At 58.7% G+C, this 15,918-nt stretch carries 11 protein-coding genes; 8 read left to right on the top strand and 3 right to left on the bottom strand.

What is annotated here, in order from left to right; all coding sequences use genetic code 11:
* Window positions 1-21: 21 nt before the first annotated feature.
* The 3 genes from thrC to RYB09_RS05715 all read left to right on the top strand — a co-directional run bounded on the left by thrC (window position 22) and on the right by RYB09_RS05715 (window position 6,573).
* Entirely contained in the window at window positions 22-1,431 is a 1,410-nt protein-coding gene (thrC, locus tag RYB09_RS05725) for a threonine synthase (RefSeq protein ID WP_002552528.1), read from the top strand.
* A 182-nt stretch (window positions 1,432-1,613) separates the two neighbouring features.
* Complete coding sequence (locus RYB09_RS05720) at window positions 1,614-5,171, top strand: ATP-binding protein (RefSeq protein ID WP_316887670.1); 3,558 nt, start codon at window positions 1,614-1,616, stop codon at window positions 5,169-5,171.
* A gap of 172 nt (window positions 5,172-5,343) precedes the next feature.
* The gene (locus tag RYB09_RS05715; RefSeq protein WP_230018823.1) at window positions 5,344-6,573 is read left to right on the top strand and encodes an EAL domain-containing protein; all 1,230 of its coding nucleotides are present in this window, start codon (window positions 5,344-5,346) and stop codon (window positions 6,571-6,573) included.
* Here the strand turns inward: RYB09_RS05715 and RYB09_RS05710 are convergent.
* On the bottom strand, window positions 6,546-7,208 hold the full coding sequence (locus tag RYB09_RS05710) for a response regulator transcription factor (protein WP_316887630.1): 663 nt from the start codon (window positions 7,206-7,208) through the stop codon (window positions 6,546-6,548). The two genes, RYB09_RS05715 and RYB09_RS05710, sit on opposite strands and share 28 nt — an antisense overlap.
* 287 nt (window positions 7,209-7,495) lie before the next feature.
* On the opposite strand from RYB09_RS05710, the gene RYB09_RS05705 reads away from it, so the two are divergent.
* Entirely contained in the window at window positions 7,496-7,792 is a 297-nt protein-coding gene (locus RYB09_RS05705; RefSeq protein ID WP_005743386.1) for a DUF3509 domain-containing protein, read from the top strand.
* Between the two features lie 183 nt (window positions 7,793-7,975).
* Here the strand turns inward: RYB09_RS05705 and RYB09_RS05700 are convergent, their stop codons facing one another.
* Complete coding sequence (locus RYB09_RS05700) at window positions 7,976-8,815, bottom strand: TIGR02285 family protein (RefSeq protein WP_058399625.1); 840 nt, start codon at window positions 8,813-8,815, stop codon at window positions 7,976-7,978.
* Window positions 8,816-9,148: 333 nt separating this feature from the next.
* On the opposite strand from RYB09_RS05700, the gene RYB09_RS05695 reads away from it, so the two are divergent.
* The 3 genes from RYB09_RS05695 to RYB09_RS05685 all read left to right on the top strand — a co-directional run bounded on the left by RYB09_RS05695 (window position 9,149) and on the right by RYB09_RS05685 (window position 12,689).
* Window positions 9,149-9,691 (top strand): YaeQ family protein, encoded by a 543-nt coding sequence (locus tag RYB09_RS05695; RefSeq protein WP_002554774.1) that lies wholly within the window; start codon window positions 9,149-9,151, stop codon window positions 9,689-9,691.
* Between the two features lie 62 nt (window positions 9,692-9,753).
* Complete coding sequence (gene recJ / locus RYB09_RS05690; RefSeq protein WP_004666049.1) at window positions 9,754-11,469, top strand: single-stranded-DNA-specific exonuclease RecJ; 1,716 nt, start codon at window positions 9,754-9,756, stop codon at window positions 11,467-11,469.
* A 113-nt stretch (window positions 11,470-11,582) separates the two neighbouring features.
* Entirely contained in the window at window positions 11,583-12,689 is a 1,107-nt protein-coding gene (locus tag RYB09_RS05685) for an NADH:flavin oxidoreductase/NADH oxidase (RefSeq protein ID WP_058399626.1), read from the top strand.
* 59 nt (window positions 12,690-12,748) lie between these two features.
* Here RYB09_RS05685 and RYB09_RS05680 read toward each other — a convergent pair whose 3' ends face one another.
* Window positions 12,749-14,836 carry a PAS domain-containing sensor histidine kinase gene (locus RYB09_RS05680; RefSeq protein ID WP_058399627.1) on the bottom strand — a complete coding sequence of 696 codons (2,088 nt, stop codon included), beginning with the start codon at window positions 14,834-14,836 and terminating at the stop codon, window positions 12,749-12,751.
* Between the two features lie 288 nt (window positions 14,837-15,124).
* Here RYB09_RS05680 and RYB09_RS05675 point away from each other — a divergent pair, with 288 nt between their 5' ends.
* On the top strand, window positions 15,125-15,871 hold the full coding sequence (locus RYB09_RS05675) for a tellurite resistance TerB family protein (protein WP_057403261.1): 747 nt from the start codon (window positions 15,125-15,127) through the stop codon (window positions 15,869-15,871).
* The last annotated feature ends 47 nt before the right edge of the window (window positions 15,872-15,918 follow it).

The following is a 15,918-nucleotide window of genomic DNA, read 5'->3' as shown; positions in this document are numbered from 1 at the left end:
TCAAACCAAAGGTTTGATCCCATGCGCTATATCAGTACTCGCGGCCAGGCGCCGGCCCTGAACTTCGAAGACGTGCTGTTGACTGGTCTGGCCAGCGACGGCGGTCTGTATGTGCCGGAAAACCTGCCACGCTTCACTCAGGAAGAGATCGCTTCCTGGGCCGGTCTGCCGTATCACGAACTGGCCTTCCGGGTGATGCGCCCCTTTGTGGCTGGCAGCATCCCGGATGCCGATTTCAAGAAAATTCTTGAAGAGACCTACGGTGTCTTCGCCCACAGTGCTGTGGCACCGTTGCGTCAGTTGAATGGCAACGAGTGGGTACTTGAGCTGTTCCACGGTCCTACCCTGGCGTTCAAGGACTTCGCGCTGCAATTGCTCGGTCGCTTGCTGGACTACGTGCTGGCCAAGCGTGGCGAGCGTGTGGTGATCATCGGCGCTACCTCGGGTGACACCGGCTCTGCAGCCATCGAAGGCTGCCGTCGCTGTGACAACGTCGATATCTTCATTCTGCACCCGAACAATCGGGTATCGGATGTCCAGCGCCGGCAGATGACCACCATCTTTGGCGACAACATCCACAACATTGCAGTAGAAGGCAACTTCGACGACTGCCAGGAAATGGTCAAGGCCAGCTTCGCCGATCAAGGCTTCCTCAAGGGCACTCGTCTGGTCGCCGTCAACTCGATCAACTGGGCGCGAATCATGGCCCAGATCGTCTACTACTTCCATGCATCGCTGCAGTTGGGCGGGCCAGCACGTTCGGTATCGTTCTCGGTTCCGACCGGCAACTTCGGCGACATCTTTGCCGGTTACCTGGCACGCAACATGGGGCTGCCGGTCAATCAACTGATCGTCGCCACCAACCGCAACGACATTCTGCACCGCTTCATGAGCGGCAATCAGTACGTCAAGGAAACCCTGCACGCGACGTTGTCGCCTTCCATGGACATCATGGTGTCGTCGAACTTCGAACGCCTGTTGTTCGATATGCACGGTCGCAACGGCTCTGCCATTGCCGAGTTGATGAGCACGTTCAGGCAGGGTGGCGGTTTCAGTGTCGAAGAAGAGCGCTGGACTGAAACCCGCAAGCTGTTCGATTCGCTGGCGGTCAGCGACGAGGACACTTGCACGACCATTGCTGAAGTGTTTGCCAGCACCGGCGAACTGCTTGATCCGCATACCGCTATCGGGGTGAAGGCTGCTCGCGAATGCCGTCGCAGCCTGGACACGCCAATGGTGATTCTGGGTACCGCGCATCCGGTCAAGTTTCCGGAGGCAGTGGAGAAGGCCGGTGTAGGAAAAGCGCTTGAGCTACCTGCACATTTGTCTGATTTGTTCGAGCGTGACGAGCGCTGCACTGTGCTGCCAAATGACCTGAAAGCCATACAGGCGTTTGTCAGCCAGCATGGCAATCGCGGCAAACCGCTCTGACAGAAGCGTCGTGTAACAACTTTAGGCCCGCCACTTGGCGGGCCTTTCTGTTTCTACGTGCCAAACTTCGCTGGTTTTCGAACCATAGAGTTGGGTCATTTGTAGTGAAGCAGGCAAGCATGCAAAGCGTAGTCAGGGAGGCAGACAGCACATTGAGAGGCCGCGCATGGCGCATGGCATGCATGTGGTTGGCACTGGTTTTTGTCGGGGCGGTCGATGCGGCGCAAAGCTTGCCGTTTACCCTGACAGCCCCTTTCGTGGCTTCAGCGGATCTGGCCCTGGCAGATCAGGATCGTGCCTGGCTCGACCAACGCAAGGTGCTTCGGGTCGGTATTGCGATTGCCGACTACGAGCCGATTGATATCACCAGTGACCGCAACCGTTATCAGGGCATCAGTGCCGACTATCTGGGGTTGGTCAGCGACCAGTTGAACATTCCGGTGCAGGTGACCGGGTTTGCCAGGCGTGACGAGGCCATCGAGGCATTGCGCGACGGCAAGATAGACCTGCTGACCAGCGCCAATGGCTTTGAGCGGGGCGTGAAAGGACTGTCGTTCTCAACCGAATACATGCCTGACCGATCTGTTGTCGTCGGTCGTGGCAACGATCTGAGCCCGCCGCCAAGCCTGGCCGGCAAGAAGGTTGTGCTGCTTGATGGCTATGCCGACTCGGACGTCGCTCACCGCGTTTATCCTGATAGCGAGCTGATTATCGCGCCTAACCTCTACAGTGCTCTGGAGGCCCTGAGCCAAGGCGAGGTCGACGCTTTTATCGGCAACGAAGTCATTGTCCGGGCCTACACCGCCCTGCGTCCTTATCTCGGATTGCAGATCAAGTTCGAAAGCCGGTTGCCTCCGGTAGGGTTTTCTTTTGCAGTGCGTGACGATGAGCAGCGCTTGCTGACCTTCATCAATCGGGCGCTGGACAGCATTGAACCGTCGATCGGTCGTGAAGTGCTCGGCCGCTGGACCATGGGGCTGGGCGCTGACGTGGAGGGACAACGCATTCGCCTTACCGGTGCCGAGCGGCGCTGGCTGCTCAAGCACCCGAGCGTGACCATCGCCACCACACAGCATCCGCCGTACATCTACAAAGACAAGAATGGCCAATGGGTGGGGCTGAACGCAGATGTGCTGTCCCGTATCTCACGCATGACCGGGTTGCAGTTTGTCCATCAGGAAGTGCCTTCCACGCAGCAGAGCATTGAAATGCTGCGTGTCGGTCTTGCCGAGATGAACACCTCGCTTGCAGAAAATGCCGAGCGGCGGCGGTTTCTGGACTTTACCTATTCGTTCGGAGGCAATAGCTGGATGTTCGTGGTGCGCTCCGAGCGCTCATCCCGAGTATCGCTGGACAGTCTGGCCGGTAAAGTGCTGGCACTGCCTGCCCGGCATGCGCTCGAGGACCTGATCAGGCGCGAGCACCCCTTGATCCAGCTGCGTCTGGTGGACACCTACGACCAGGCCCGAGCCCTGGTGGAAAGCGGTGTTGCCGACGCGACCATTCAGAATGAAGTAGGTGCCTACCTGTTCCCGGCCGGGCAACTGAAGGTCGCCCGCAGTGTCGATGGACAATGGTCACCCGACAGGTTTTCGGTGATCAAGACCCAGCCCGAACTGCTGGGCATTCTGAATAAGGCGCTGGAGGAGTTCCCGGTGGCCGAGTTGCGCTCGATCCGTTTGAAGTGGCTGGGCTCGGCACTGCCTCAGCCTTCGCTCTGGGGGCGTATACCGCAGTGGGTATTCTGGATACTGGCCCTGGCGTTACTCACCGGGCTGGTGTCGCTGGTCTGGAGCAGTCGGCTCAAGGTGCAGATTCGCCAGCGTCTCAAGGCCGAAAGGCAGCTCAATGACCAGCTGGCCTTCAAGCACGCCTTGTTCGATGGTATCCCCAATCCGATTTATGTACGCGATCTCAAGGGGCGACTGATTTCCTGCAACCGTAGCTACGAGCAGAGCCTGGGCATCAGTTTCGAGCAGATGAATGGCCGACGCCTTACCGATGTCAACCTGATACCGCATGCATTGGCCGAACAGATGCATACCGATTACCTGAATTTGCTGGAAAATCACCAGCCGGTCTTTTCCGATCGCACCATCGAACTGTCCGGAAGACGCATGGACGTCTGGCAATGGACGGTGCCTTTCTTCGCCGCCGACGGGCAGTTGCAGGGTTTGCTGGGCGGCTGGGTCGATATCACCGAGCGCAAGCAGCTTGAGCAGCAGCTCCAGGAAGCAATGCGTCTGGCGGCTCAGGCCAACGAGGCGAAAAGTATCTTCCTGGCCAGCATGAGCCATGAAATTCGCACGCCAATGGGGGCAATCATCGGTTTGCTCGAGCTGGAATGCGCACACGCTTTACGCGAGGGGCAGGCACCGTCCCAAGGCTTGCAGGTCGCCCATCGCTCGGCTACGGAGCTGGTGGCACTGATTGGCGAAAGTCTTGATCTGGCCAGAATCGAAGCGGGCGGCATGCAGTTGTCATTGACGGTCACACCCTTGCAGGCTCTTTTCGAAGGCGTCATCGAGCTTTTTTCAGCGCAGGCTCGGGAAAAGGGCCTGGAACTTCGACTGGAATTCTCCGAACAGGCTCAGGGCGATTACTGGCTTGACCCGCTGAGGTTGCGTCAGGTGTTGCATAACGTCTTGGGCAACGCCCTGAAATTCACTCGGCAAGGGGCGGTCGTCGTGAGTGTGACGGCGCTGGATGACTCATCGCGTGTACGCATCGGTATCCAGGACAGTGGCGAAGGTATCGATCCCGAGCGTCAACAGCAGATATTCCAGCCCTTCACTCAGGCCAGCGATGACACTGCCGCACATTACGGCGGGAGCGGGCTGGGACTGAGCATCACCCGGCAACTGGTGGAGTTGATGAAGGGCGACATCAGCCTCTACAGCGAGCCGGGCGAGGGTACGCTGGTCAACATCGATTTTCCGCTGGTCAGGGTAAGCGAGCCGGTTTCGCCCTCCAGCGATGTCCCGGATGCACCTGTGGATACGCGCAGCCTTCGCTTGTTGGTGGTCGATGACATGTCGGCCAACCGGCTGGTGTTGACCCGCCAGCTGGAGTTTCTTGGCCATCAGGTGGTGGCTGTCGAAGATGGCGAGGCTGCGCTGTCGAGGTGGTGCGAAGAGCCGTTCGATGCGGTCATCACCGACTGCAACATGCCGGGTATCAGCGGTTATGCATTGACCGAAGCCATTCGACAGATCGAAGAGAAAGAGCAGCGCCGGCGCTGCCCGGTCATTGGCTGTACCGCTAACGCAATGAGCGACGAGGCTGCACGGTGTGAGCAGGCGGGGATGGACGGTCTGCTGATCAAGCCGCTTTCCCTGGCGCGTCTGGCCCAGGAGCTGGCGGATCGGGTACGTGAGCCGACGTTCGACATCAGCACGCTGCAAAACATGACCCGGGCCAACCCGCAACAGATGCAACGGTTGTTGGGCGAGTTATGGAAGAACCTCAGGCATGAACACGCCTTGCTGGAGCCTGCGGTGCTGGCAAATGACTGGAACGCCTTGAGCGCTTGCCTGCATCGGCTCAAGGGCGCGGCGAGTCTGGTTGACGCAGTGCCGTTGGCCAAGGCGTGCGCGGCGCTCGATGAAAGTGTGCGGCTTGAGTGTGTGGCCAGTGTGCATGAGCGCTGGTTGGCGCTGGAAGCTGCGATGACCGGCCTGCGCGCTGATATCGAGTTGCAATTGGTGGCAGTGCCCGACATTGCGGCGGCTCGCGATTGAGACTTGCGTAAAAAATTCTGTTATCGCTACCGGGTTTAGGACATGTCCTATGGGGCATGCGTTCGGGAGGAGCTACAGTAAGTGTTCCCCTGAGCCGCTGGCTCTGACTCCCGTAGGCGTGACCGTGCACTCACTCAAGGTTCTGATTCTCGAAGACCATCCGTTCCAATTGATGGCTCTGCACCAGATGCTCAACGCCAATCAGGTCTTCGATGTGCTGGCTGCCGAGAGCGTTGAGGTTGCCAGGCTTTCCCTGCAAAGCCGTGGTCCTGTCGACATTGCTATCTGTGACCTGCAGATGGACGGCCCCGACGGCCTTGAGCTGATCCGCTTTATGGCCGAAAACGGGTTGGCGAGGGCGCTGATCATTGTCAGCAGTTCAGCTGCCTGCGTGCTGGAAGGTGTTGCGCAGCTGGCGCTCAGCCAGGGTTTGGACGTGTTGGGGTATGTGCAAAAACCTGCTTCGGCCGCTGTACTCCATGACCTGCTTGAGGCCTACGGGCCAGGCCGTGCCGGGAGTGCGCCACAGTCACCGGTAAAGCGTGCGTTCGGGGCACTGTCTGCCGTGGAGTTGTTTGATCCAAAAGACAATATGCCCATAGACGTTGCGTCTGTTGCCGAGCAGTGGATTGCCTATTTTCAACCCAAGGTCAGTCTGCAGGGCAAGTTGTTGGGTGTCGAGGCGCTGGTCCGCTGGCAGCACCCCACGCATGGCTTGCTGGCTCCCGGACGATTCATGGAAGCCATCGAAGCTGAGGCGCTGACGGTTGCGTTGACCTGGCGTGTGCTGGATCAGGCCCTGCTGTTCTCTGCACAGTTCATGCGCGAGCAGGGCGAAGTGCTCTCGGTTGCGGTCAATATCGACCCACAAGTGCTGCAACAGGCGGATTTCGCCGGGCAGATCATGCAGGCGCTGGCCCGTCATGGCGTGCCAGCAACCGCACTGACCCTGGAGATTCTCGAACAGGACGCTGCCCGCCCGGAAACCTGGCAGATGGAGGGCCTGCTGCGGTTGTGCATGCAGGGCTGCAAATTGTCTATTGATGACTTTGGCATGGGGGCTTCGAATATCGACAGGCTCCTGCAGTTGCCCTTCAGCGAGTTGAAGATACCGACCGAATTTGTGCGTGGCATGGCCGACGATGCGCGCAAGTCTGCAGTGGTGGCTGGAGCCATGCTCATGGCGCAGAGGTTGTCCATGTCGGTAGTGGTGGAGGGGGTCGAAACGATTGACGACTTTCATAGCCTGCTGGCATTGGGCAACCCGGCCATTCAGGGATATTTCATTGCGCGTCCGATGCCCGCATCAGAGTTCGTGCGCTGGGCCGTCGAGCGCGAGTCTCATCTGCAGGCCATGCTGACAGACGGCCAGCCTCAGGACATGCCGCTTTCCTGCAAGTAAATGAACAGCGCGGCGTCGTTGGTCAGACCGAGCTTGCGCATGGCCGCGACTTTCTGTGCGCTGACAGTCTGTTTGCTGCGATTGAGCTGCGCAGCGATCTGGCCGACGGTATGACCCGCCGAGAGCAGGCGTAACACCTCCAGCTCTCTTGGCGACAGCTTTTCTGCTGGCGACAGCGCGTCAGGGCCGTACTGACGGGCTTCCCTCAGCACCCTGCGCACGGAATCAGCGACAAAAAACTCACCGCGCTGAACGCCCCTGATGGCCGCAGGCAGTTCTCCGGCAAGGCTGGCCTTGCTCAACAGGCCGCGCACGTTAAGGTCCAGCATGGACTGGAAAAGTCCGGCATTGCTCAGTGTCGTTACAACGATCACTGGCAATGCCGGAAAATCCCGGTGGATACGCTGCAACAGGCGCAGGCCGTCGTTCTGCAACTCGACCGGCATCATGAAATCAGTCACCAGCACATCGCAGGTGTGGCGCGCGAGTACCTGTAACAGTTCGTCCGGATTACAGGCTTCGGCGACGACGCTAGCCAGATCGTCCTGTTCCAGTACGACACGCAGGCCGATGAGAAAAATAGGGTGGTCGTCAGCCACGATGACGCGCAACGGGCGATCAGTGGAATCGCTCAAGATGTGGCTCCATCAAAAAGGCTGATTGGTATTACAGACGACGGGATTGTTTAACGCAGTGATCAATAGCATAGGCACCTTGTAGGACGTGTAGCGGAATTATGTTGAGTTTTCCTACAAGCCCACTTCCCGTCGCCATCGGCCTCCGGTTTTTTCCTTGTCACATTCAACAGGCATGCTCGAAATGACAGACCGGTGCTGTGATCAGGCGATAGAAAGAACTTTCTGCTGTCGCCGACGGTCATTGGTTAGCACCTTTGCATTCAAACTGTTGAGTGGTGATCCGGATGGAAAATATCAGCTTACTGCTAAGCGAAGCGCTGGCTCCTTATCAGGCCAGTATTGGCCCGGCGGGTACTCGGGGCGAACGTCTGGTGACGCTTAAGGATAAAGCGGGCGTCTGTGTGATCGAGCGTACATTCGGCGCTGACCAACTGAGCGACAAGCGTCAGCTCACCGACGTGGTAGACGGCCTGCGCCGGGATTTGATGGTCGCCGAAGGTCGAATCGAACCCTGCGTCATTGCCGCGATGCGCAATGCTGCAATCAGCCGAACGTTTGTCGGCACTCCGTCTTTTGCTTAACAGTTGCTTAACAGTTATCTGACTCGCGTCAACGATGTCGGAACCTGACGCGCTCGTCGCACTCCTATCCATTACGTCAGGTTTGATCATTGTGCTCCGGTGATCAAAGGTTGGCGTACTGACCATCATGGTCATGTTTACCCCGAGCAGGCTCCCCCTCTGCCCGGGGTTTCTTTTGTGTGGTCAGTTCTTCTCGAACAGCGCCTTGACGTCTTCCAGGTAGCTTGCCCGTTGCTCGGGGTCCAGCCACTGCGCGTAAAAGCCCATCAAGCTGCTTTCGCGCAACACACGCATCTCGCGGTTGATCTGTGCGAGGGCTTTTTTGCCTTCAGGTGAGTCGCTGCAACTGATATAGACGAATTGATAGGCCGGGTTGCCTTTGATCGGCAAGAAGGCCAGTTCATCCGGCCTTATGCCTTGTTGCATGGCCTGATAGCGCGCTTCCGGCCAGAAACTGATAAAGGCTTGCAGGCGCCCCAGGCGTTCCATTTGCAGAAGGCTGCCGGTGGCATCGTTACCGTAATGGAGCACCAGCGCCTCTTCGTCGACAGCTTGCAGCGTATGGTCGATCAGTTCTCCATAGCTGCGCTCAGCAACTATGCCCAATTTGATCGTCCGGCTGGCCATCAGCGCCGCGAAGTCGATTTTTCCATCCTCGACATACGGCTCGAACGTCGACATGTCTTCCTTGCGTACAATGAGGCCGCTGCTGAATATGGCTCCGATCGGTATGGAGAAAAGCAGGGTTCTGGCTCGCTCCTCAGTCCACAGCATGGTGGGATCACAACTCAGAGACGTGCCGTCGTTAAGCATCTGCAGGCCCCTGGCACGGTTGACGCGCATCAGCACGTGATCGTATTCGGGCATTCGTGCCGTTAACAAAGGCATGAGCTGATCAATGGCACCTTGCCCGCGCATGACCCCGGAAAAGATCGTCGAAGGCGGTATGTCGCGCATCAGCCAGGTCAGTGTCTCTCTTGCCTGGCTGGCGCATGACAGGGCTGCCAGCGATAGGGCGAGCATCAATCGAGCCGTTGTGCAGTACGAGGCAGGAAGGGACATTCGCTGGTTTCATCCTCGAAAAAGATTCAGCAAACTGGAGTAGGGTGGCAGCTCTTTGAGTGGCGCTGCGCCTGTGGCGTCACATTCAAGTGCTTCGGCAGTCCCTTGCCGGGATCCAGGTACTCGGAGCAGATCGTCTATAAAGCCAATCTGTATCAGAATTTTGTTTCAGGCTATCGATTTTTGTATAGCCTGCAAGTCGGAGCAATTACATCCCCTGCGCGAGCAAGTTCGTTCACAGGCCCGGCATCGGTTAGACTTGCGGTCTTACCTCCAGACTCTAGAAGCCCGTTCATGGCCCAGCCGTCCACGACCTACAAATTCGAACTCAACCTCACCGACCTCGATCGCGGAGTGTATGAGAGCGTCAAACAGACCATTGCCCGCCATCCTTCGGAAACCGAAGAACGCATGACCGTGCGCCTGCTGGCCTATGCCTTCTGGTACAACGAACAATTGTCGTTCGGTCGCGGCCTGTCTGATGTGGACGAACCCGCACTGTGGGAAAAAAGCCTGGATGATCGGGTTTTGCACTGGATCGAAGTCGGGCAGCCGGATGCCGACCGCCTGACCTGGTGCTCGCGTCGCACCGAACGCACCAGCCTGCTGGCCTACGGCAGCTTGCGTGTTTGGGAAGGCAAGGTCATCCCGGCGATCAAGAACCTGAAAAACGTCAATATTGCCGCCGTCCCGCAGGACGTGCTGGAAGTGCTGGCCAAGGATATGCCGCGGGTCATCAAGTGGGATGTGATGATCAGTGAAGGAACGGTGTTCGTCACCGACGACCGCGGCCAGCATGAAGTCCAGTTGCAATGGCTTGCGGGCGAACGCGGCTGACAGCCGCCGGTTCCGATCGAAAAAACATTCATCGACACTGCAAAGAGAATCAGCTGACCCGCATGCGCATCGAACCTCGTCTATTGCCCGATACCTTGCCGTTTCTCGGCGACCTGCCGCCCTTGCTCACTCGTCTTTATGCCGCAAGGGGCGTGGCCTGCGAGGCCGAGCTGGACAAAAGCCTGGCGCGGTTGATCCCTTATCAGCAACTCAAGGGTATCGATGCTGCGGTAGACCTGCTGGTAACGGCGCTGCGCGAAGGCCAGCGCATGCTGATTGTCGGTGATTTCGATGCCGATGGCGCGACTGCCAGCACCGTGGGTGTTCTGGGGCTGCGCCTGCTGGGCGCGGCACACGTCGATTATCTGGTGCCTAACCGTTTTGAGTACGGTTATGGCCTGACGCCGGAAATCGTCGAAGTGGCGTTGCAGCGCGAACCTCAGTTATTGATCACTGTGGATAACGGCATTTCGAGCGTCGAAGGCGTGGCCGCTGCCAAGGCGGCAGGCTTGCAGGTACTGGTCACCGATCACCATTTGCCGGGTCACGAGCTTCCGGCGGCAGACGCCATCGTCAACCCCAACCAGCCAGGCTGTACCTTTCCCAGCAAATCGCTGGCCGGTGTCGGGGTTATTTTCTATGTGTTGATGGCCTTGCGTGCGCGTTTGCGTGACACCGGCTGGTTCGAGAGCAACCAGCGTGCCCAGCCCAATCTGGGTGAGCTTCTGGACCTGGTCGCGCTGGGCAGCGTGGCCGATGTCGTGCCGCTGGACGCCAACAACCGCATTCTGGTCCATCAGGGCCTGATGCGTATCCGTGCCGGGCGTGCCCGTCCGGGGCTACGCGCCATTCTGGAAGTCGCACGGCGTGAACCTTCGCGCATCACCTCCACTGACCTGGGGTTCATTCTCGGACCACGCTTGAACGCGGCGGGGCGCCTGGACGACATGAGCCTGGGCATTGAGTGCCTGCTCTGCGACGACCCGACACTGGCGCGAGAAATGGCCGTGCAACTGGACGAATTGAACCAGGATCGCAAATCCATCGAGCAAGGCATGCAGCGCGAAGCGCTCGCGCAGCTCAAGGACCTGCCGCTGGAGTCCATGCCGTTCGGCCTGTGCCTGTTCGATGCCGAATGGCATCAGGGTGTCATCGGTATCCTGGCCTCGCGCCTCAAGGAGCGCTACCACCGACCCACCATCGCATTCGCCAGTGCCGGGGAGGGCGTGCTCAAAGGCTCGGCTCGCTCGGTGCCGGGGTTTCACATTCGCGATGCGCTGGATGCTGTGGCTGCCAGTCATCCACATCTGATCAGCAAGTTCGGCGGGCACGCCATGGCGGCAGGTCTCTCGCTGCCCGAAGAGAATTTCCCGGCGTTTGCCGAAGCGTTCGACCTGGAAGTGCGTCGTCAGCTCGACGAGCAGGACCTGACCGGACGTCTGCTGTCTGACGGTTCGCTGGCCGTCGAGGAGTTTCATCTGGAACTGGCCCGCGCACTGCGCAATGCCGGTCCCTGGGGGCAGCACTTCCCCGAGCCGTTGTTCCATGGCGTGTTTCAACTGGTTGAACAACGGGTGGTGGGCGAGCGTCATTTGAAAATGGTGCTCAAGACCGAGTGCGGCAGCGTCAAGCTCGATGGCATTGCGTTCGGCGTCGACCGTGACATCTGGCCCAACCCCAACATTCGCTGGGTCGAACTGGCCTACAAACTTGACCTCAACGAGTTTCGTGGCAACGAAACCGTGCAGTTGATGGTGGTGCACATCGCGCCACGCTGACAATCAGCAGGAACCCCTCTCGCTATCGGGTTGTCGACAACAGACTGTCTGCAAAACCTGTTCATTGAATGAACGGTGCCTGGACACCTGAATTTTCATTACGAGAGGTTGCCATGAGCCTGCTGCTTGAACCCTACACCCTGCGCCAATTGACCCTTCGCAACCGTATTGCAGTCTCGCCGATGTGCCAGTATTCCAGTGTCGACGGCCTGGCCAACGACTGGCATCTGGTTCATCTGGGAAGCCGAGCGGTTGGCGGCGCCGGCCTGGTCATCACTGAAGCGATGGCGGTGACGCCGGACGGCCGCATCACCCCCGAAGACCTGGGGCTGTGGAACGACGAACAGATCGAGCCGCTACAACGTATTACCCGCTTTATCAATGCTCAGGGTGCGGTGGCTGGCATCCAGCTGGCGCACGCAGGTCGCAAGGCCAGCACCTGGCGCCCGTGGCTTGGCAAGCACGGCAGCATTTCCCTCAATGAAGGTGGCTGGACTCCGGTCGGGCCTTCGGCAATTGCTTTTGATCCGCAGCACACGGCGCCTGTGCAACTGAGCGAAACGCAGATTCAGGAGCTGATCAAGGCGTTTGTCGATTCCGCACGGCGCGCGCTGACCGCGGGCTTCAAGGTGGTAGAAGTTCACGCTGCCCACGGCTATCTGCTGCACCAGTTCCTGTCGCCATTGAGCAACCAGCGCACCGACCAATATGGTGGTTCATTCGAGAACCGCATTCGCCTGACGCTGCAAGTCACCGAAGCGGTGCGCGCAGTGTGGCCTGAAGAGCTGCCGTTGTTCGTTCGCGTGTCCGCCACCGACTGGGTGGAAGACGGCTGGAACGCCGATGAAACGGTAGAGTTGGCGCGCCGTCTGAAGGCGCTGGGTACCGACCTGATCGATGTGTCGTCGGGCGGCACGTCAGCCAACGCGGAAATTCCGGTTGGCCCAGGCTATCAGACGCGTTTTGCCGAACGGGTTCGCAAAGAGTCCGAAATCGCTACAGGGACGGTAGGAATGATCACTGATCCGGCCCAGGCAGAGCATATTTTGCGCACCGGGCAGGCCGATATCATCCTGCTTGCGCGTGAGCTGCTGCGTGATCCGTACTGGCCGCTGCGTGCCGATGAAGACCTGGGCGGGCGTCTGGCGACCTGGCCTGCACAGTACCAACGCGCCACACATCGGGATCAGCCGATTCATGAGTCTGATCTGCGGGATTGATGCCCGTTCGGTTTACGGAAGGAAGTAGCAAATAAGTGAGCGCCGCAGGGCGCTCATTTTTATTCGCCTTCCAGCAGTTCAGTGACGCGTCCGATCAGTTCGGCAATGGCAAAAGGCTTGGGCAGTACATGCATGCCAGGTTCTAGCGTATCGTGGGCCAGCGCCGCGTTTTCAGCGTAGCCGGTCACAAACAGTATTTTCAGGTCGGGCCGAACATCCCGGGCGGCGTCTGCGACCTGGCGACCGTTCATGCCGCCGGGCAGACCGACATCGGTAATCAACAGGTCGATGGCCGCTTTTGACTGCAGAATGGTCAGAGCATCGGCGCCTCGCTCGGCCTGCAAAATGGTATAGCCAAGGTCTTCAAGCAACTCGGCAATCAGCAGACGCACAGCGGGCTCGTCATCAACGACCAGAATGGTTTCATCGCTGATGCCAGGTGCGGGCACTTGTAGAGGGTTGTCTTCAAGTGCCACCGCTTCAGGCTCACCTTCATGCATCGGCAGCAGGATGCAGACTTTCGAGCCTTCTCCGACGTTTGAGGTGATGTTGACGCCGCCTCCGGACTGCCGTGCAAAGCCGTAAATCATCGACAGCCCGAGGCCCGTCCCCATGCCTAACGGTTTGGTGGTGAAGAACGGATCGAAGGCCCGTGCCATGACATCTTTGTCCATGCCCGTGCCTGTATCGCTGACGCATAACTCCACGTAACGACCTGCGGGCAACTGATACCTCGCCGCTGCGGCTGCATTCAGATGACGGTTGCCGGTCTGAATCAGCAGCTGCCCGCCGTCGGGCATGGCGTCCTTGGCGTTGATACATAAATTGAGCAGCGAGTTTTCCAACTGATGCGGGTCCACCAGGGTCGACCACAGCCCTCGTGACGCAATGACCTGCATATCGATGGCAGGGCCCACGGTACGCCGGATCAGTTCATCCATGCCCGCCACCAAAAGGTCGATATCCGTCGCCTTGGGGGCCAGTGTCTGACGGCGCGAGAATGCCAGCAGGCGGTGCGTCAGGGAGGCTGCGCGTCTTGAGCCTTCCAGTGCTGCATTGATATAGCGATCCAGCTCCGTGAAGCGCTCTTGTCTGATCCTCGACAGGAGCAACTCCATGTTGCCGGTCACGCCCATCAGCAGGTTGTTGAAGTCATGGGCCAAACCGCCGGTCAACTGTCCGACCGCTTCCATTTTCTGGGCCTGAATCAGTGCTTCTTCGGCAATACGCAATGCTTCGATGCGATCTTTCTCATGGGTCAGGTGCTTGCCCAGCGCAAAAATGATTCCATTGCCTGGCGCAGCGGTCCAGCCGAACCAGTGATAGGTCCCGTCCACATGCAGGTAGCGATTCTCGAACAGCGGCAAAACATGATTGATGGCGTGTTGCAGGGCATCCTCGGTATTACGGACATCATCTGGATGCAACAGGCTCATGATCGAACTGCCCAGAAGCTCTTGTTCAGTGCGGCCCAACAGCACTGTCCAGGCCGGGTTCACCCGCAGGAAAATGCCGTTGAAATCGAGTATCGCCAGCGGGTCCGGGGAAATCTCCCAGAATGTATCCAGCTCCAGGGTCCGCTGCGCCAGCCTGGCGGTCTGCCGTCGTTCCAGATTTACCAGATCGTCGATCAGTTTCAGGCGTTTGCGCTCACTGTCCTGCAACGCTTGCTGACTGAGGACATGCTCGGTGGTTTCGTTGGTGATGCAAAACATGCCAACGATCATCCCTTGCTCGTCGATCACCGGCGAGAAGGAGAATGACCACCATGTCTGCTCCACCTCTCCATAGCGCGCCATGCTCAGCGGCATGTCCTTGTAATGGCAGGGCTTGCCGGCGTATGCATCAATGACCAGTGGCGCGACCTGATCCCACACATCAGCCCAGAGGTCCGGAATAAGCGCGCCAATGGCGTTATCCTTACGCGGGCCGAGGATGGGGGTATAAGCATCATTGTGGAAAAACACCAGCTCCGGTCCCCAGAGCAGATACATCGATTCCGGCGAGTTCAGAATCAGATTCAGGGTGTTTTTCAGCGATACCGGCCAACGCTCGATGGGTCCGAGTGGTGTCTGGCTCCAGTCCTTTGATCGGATAATCCCGGCAGCCGTGCCGTTAGCTGTCGGGAAACCAGTGGGCGATATCACTTCAGGCAAGCTCCTGACGGTATGCGTCTTGCGTTCATATGGGTGTACTTAAGGTTGATCAATCTGGACGAGCAGTCTTTTTAACTGCTTTTCGTACCGGCTGCTCCACTATTGACCCCTTATCAGAGCCGCGCGTTGCACGTGTTTCGCTGATATCGGGAATGACTGGATGAATGGGGCTGGTCGGGAATCGTAACATCCGGAAGCACACCGGTAATCTTGAGTCAGTGACTTCCTGTCAACTTGTTGGTCAATGACTCATCTGACAAACCTTGTAGGAGGCTTTCTGTGAATACGCGTGGCTTACTCGATCAGTTGCTCAAATCCGGGCAAAGCATGTTGCAGGACAAGGCTAACGGCAAATCCGGCAAGCAGTCTTCGGGCAGCGATTCATTGATCAATGGTCTGGGCAGCCTGCTCGGCGGCGGCAAAGGCCAAGGGACCTCCCAGAGCGGTCTTGGCGGTCTGCTGTCCGGCGCCGGTGGCGGTGCACTGGCTGCAGGTGCCATGAGCCTTCTGCGCGGCAAACGCTCGCGCGGTATGGGCGGTAAGGTGCTGACTTACGGAGGCTTGGCGGCATTGGGCGTACTGGCCTATAAGGCCTATAACAACTGGCAGTCCAGTCAGGGCCTCGTCGGTCAGCGTGAGCCGCAAACCATTGATCGCTTGCCCGAGGCTGAAGCCGAGCAGCACAGCCAGGCCATCCTGCGTGCACTGGTTGCCGCTGCAAAAGCCGATGGTCATGTGGATGAGCGTGAGCGTGAACTGATCGAGGGGGAGTTCAGCAAATTGAACAGCGATCAGGCGCTTCAGCAATGGCTTCAGGGCGAGTTGAACAAACCGCTGGACCCGGCAGAAGTGGCTCGCGCCGCGACCACGCCTGAAATGGCGGCGGAAATGTATATCGCCAGTGTCATGCTGGTGGATGAAGAGCATTTCATGGAGCGCGCCTATCTCGATGAGCTGGCGCGCCAGTTGAAACTGGAGCCCGGTCTCAAGGCCGAACTGGAAGCACAGGTGCGGGGCGCCGAGTAAGCTGCCACGTCCGCTGCCGGGCCGCCTGGCGCACTGTGTGTCAGGCG

This window comes from Pseudomonas syringae group sp. J254-4 (assembly GCF_032586855.1).
GTDB lineage: Bacteria > Pseudomonadota > Gammaproteobacteria > Pseudomonadales > Pseudomonadaceae > Aquipseudomonas > Aquipseudomonas amygdali.
This window is presented reverse-complemented; position numbering and strand designations above follow the sequence as displayed.